The 3,132-nt window shown below is 33.5% G+C and carries 5 protein-coding genes; all 5 read left to right on the top strand.

The genetic code is table 11. The features are described from left to right. The coding region (locus HOG71_11670; GenBank protein MBT5991498.1) for a PAS domain S-box protein at positions 1-1,105 on the top strand (1,105 nt) is incomplete at its 5' end. A 36-nt stretch (positions 1,106-1,141) separates the two neighbouring features. Further along, positions 1,142-1,864 carry a HAMP domain-containing histidine kinase gene (locus tag HOG71_11665; protein ID MBT5991497.1) on the top strand — a complete coding sequence of 241 codons (723 nt, stop codon included), beginning with the start codon at positions 1,142-1,144 and terminating at the stop codon, positions 1,862-1,864. A gap of 8 nt (positions 1,865-1,872) precedes the next feature. Beyond that, positions 1,873-2,289 carry a response regulator gene (locus HOG71_11660; protein ID MBT5991496.1) on the top strand — a complete coding sequence of 139 codons (417 nt, stop codon included), beginning with the start codon at positions 1,873-1,875 and terminating at the stop codon, positions 2,287-2,289. 45 nt (positions 2,290-2,334) lie between these two features. Next, positions 2,335-2,763 (top strand): response regulator, encoded by a 429-nt coding sequence (locus HOG71_11655; GenBank protein ID MBT5991495.1) that lies wholly within the window; start codon positions 2,335-2,337, stop codon positions 2,761-2,763. A gap of 16 nt (positions 2,764-2,779) precedes the next feature. Further along, positions 2,780-3,132, top strand: a 353-nt coding sequence (locus tag HOG71_11650) for a response regulator (protein MBT5991494.1), incomplete at its 3' end; no start/stop codon positions are given.

Here is a 3,132-nt window from a genome sequence, read left to right as displayed (position 1 = left end):
GATGGTGTTTTTAGGTGGTGCCTTATTTGTTTATTTGGTCATTCGTGCCAGTTTAACTTCTTCTCTTAAACTAATTGAAACAGCCAGCGCCAAAAATTATTTAAATGATATTTTTCAAACTATGGGAAATATCTTGATTGTATTGGATGAAAATAATAAAATCAAAACGGTAAATCCTACTACTTGTCAAAAATTGGGTTGCAGTAATGAATCCATTATTGGGCAAGATGTGTCAAAAATAATAGGGAATACCAAACTTGTAGCTGGCAGTTTAATCGAAACCAGTTTCAAAACTAAATCAGGTAAAGAATTGCCTGTTCTTTTGTCTGTTAACAAATTGAAAGATTTTAATAAGAATATATCTGTTCTGGTAGCACAGGATATAACTAAGCAAAAAGAAAGCGAGAAGAAACTCGTTGAATATACTCAGCAAATTGAAAAAACGAATAAAGAACTTGATCAATTTGCTTATATCGTTTCACACGATCTCAAAGCACCGCTAAGAGCCATTAACAATTTATCCGAGTGGATAGTTGAGGATTTTGGTGAAGTTCCAGAAGAAATTGGCAATCATTTAAGTTTGATGAGAGGACGCGTTCACCGCATGGAAAACTTAATTAACGGTATACTTGATTATTCACGAATAGGCCGTCAGAATTTGCAAAAAGAAGAAATCAATGTGACTAATTTAGTTGAAGACATTGTTGATTCAATCAATATTTCTGAGAATTTCAAAATCAATATTGACCATAAAATGCCCATATTGAATTCAGAATTGATGCCTCTTCAGCAAGTATTTTCTAATCTGATTAGCAATGCAATAAAATATCACGATAAAGAAAAAGGAAATATATCCATTTATCATACTGTGCCAAATGGTAAATATGAATTTATAGTCAAAGATGACGGACCTGGGATTCCTGTCGAATATCAGGAAAGAATATTTGGGATTTTCCAAACAATTGAGGCCAGAGATACCCGTGAAAGCACAGGTATAGGTTTATCGATTATCAAAAAAATAATAGAAGAAAAAGGCGGAAAAGTTTGGATTAATTCAGAGGAAGGAAAGGGAGCTGAATTTCATTTTACATGGCCAAAGAAATAATTTAGAAAGCAATTTCGAAAGAATAAAAATTTCACAATGAAAACAGAACTGGAAATATATCAGGCAAAACTTCAGCAGAAAACTGAGGAACTTGAAGAGTTCATTTACATTGTTTCTCATGACGTAAAAGCGCCTCTTCGTGCTATTACCAATTTAACAGCCTGGATTGCTGATGATCTTGAAGAAATTCAAAACGATGAAATTAAAGAAAATATTAAGCTGCTTAAAAGCAGAGTAAGCAGAATGGAACGGATGCTTAGTGCATTAACAGATATATCACGAATTGGCCGCATGGAATTAGAAGTAATGCCGGTTGATGTGAAAAAGCTATGTGAAGAAATAATCGAGTTGAATCAGTTCGATAAGGCTGTAAAAGTGGAATTTGGTGAAATGCCAACATTCAATACATATCGGTTCAAACTAAAACGAGTATTAACTGAATTGCTGAAAAATGCATTATCATCAATGAATTCGCAAGAGAACACAATTTATATAGAAACGAGAGAGAAAGACGATTACCTCCAATTTATCATTCGTGACAATGGATGTGGAATGCCTGAAGAAGCACTTGAGAAAGTAAAAAAAATATTCTATACCGTCCATATTAAAGATGATATAGATACTACTGGAGCTGGATTAACCATTGCTGATAAAATTGTTGATTTTGTTGGTGGAAGTATGGAAATTCAATCCAAAATAGAGCAAGGAACTACGATTAGTTTCTCCTGGCCAAAGTTAATTAATGTTCAACCTAATTAATGCTTATTATGAGTGAAATCCCATTATCAATTATGCTTGTCGAGGATGATGAAGTCGACATAATGAATGTAAAGAGAGCTTTTAAGAAAAACAACATAACCAATCCCATTATGGTCGCCAGAAATGGTTTGGAAGCACTGGATATGTTAACCAAGCCTGGCATTGCATTGCCGAAAGTAATTATTCTGGATATTAATATGCCTCGCATGAATGGCATTGAGTTTTTAAAGGAAATCAGAAAAGATGAAAATTTAAAAATGATTTCTGTATTTGTGATGACTACCTCAAATCAGGATAGTGACAAAATAAAAGCATATGATTTAAATGTGGCTGGCTATATATTAAAGCCTTTATCTTTTGAAAAATTCGTCACTTCTGTAGCTACTTTAAATAGTTATTGGAGTTTATGCGAAAGACCTGACTAATAAAATGAATGTTATTTTTCAATACCTAACTGAAAAAAAAGACTCATGGAAGATAATTTATTAAATATACTATTAGTAGAAGATGATATGGTTGATGTGATGAATGTGCAACGTGCATTCAAAAAAAACAACATCACTAATCCATTGTATGTTGCACACAACGGTTTGGAAGCATTGAATATGTTAAAAGGGGAAAATGGAGTTGAAAAGCTTACACCAACCCCCAAAATAGTATTGCTGGATATCAATATGCCCAAAATGAATGGTATCGAATTGTTAAGGGCAATGCGTGCAGATAAAAACCTAAAATCAATTAGTGTTTTTATGATGACCACTTCGAACGAAGACAGTGATAAAATTGAAGCATATAGTTTGAATGTAGCAGGATATATTTTAAAACCAATAAACTTCGAAAAATTTGTGACAGCAGTATCGACACTGAATAATTTTTGGAAGATGATTGAATTACCCTAACCAAAACAATACAACTATGCCCTACAGAGTATTAATAATCGAGGATGAAAAAGTAGATGCAATGCTGATTAAAAGAGCCTTGCAGGATACTGATATGCATGCAGAATCTACTCATGCAAGTTTATCTGCTGAAGGACTCAAAATTCTTGAAACTGAAGAATTTGACTGCATCATAACAGATTTTCGAATGCCTGACATGGATGGTATAACATTGGTTAAAACCATCCGAAATAGGGGAATATTAACACCTATCATTTTCGTGACTTCACATGGAGATGAGCATGTAGCCACAGAGGTTATGCGTTCGGGGGCAAACGATTACATGATAAAAGATGCGATAAACTCTGATAATTTATCGCTTAGCTTAAG

Source organism: Bacteroidota bacterium, from assembly GCA_018698135.1.
Lineage (GTDB): Bacteria > Bacteroidota > Bacteroidia > CAILMK01 > JAAYUY01 > JABINZ01.
Note: the sequence above shows the minus strand (reverse complement) of the source record. Positions and strands in the feature narration are given on the sequence as shown.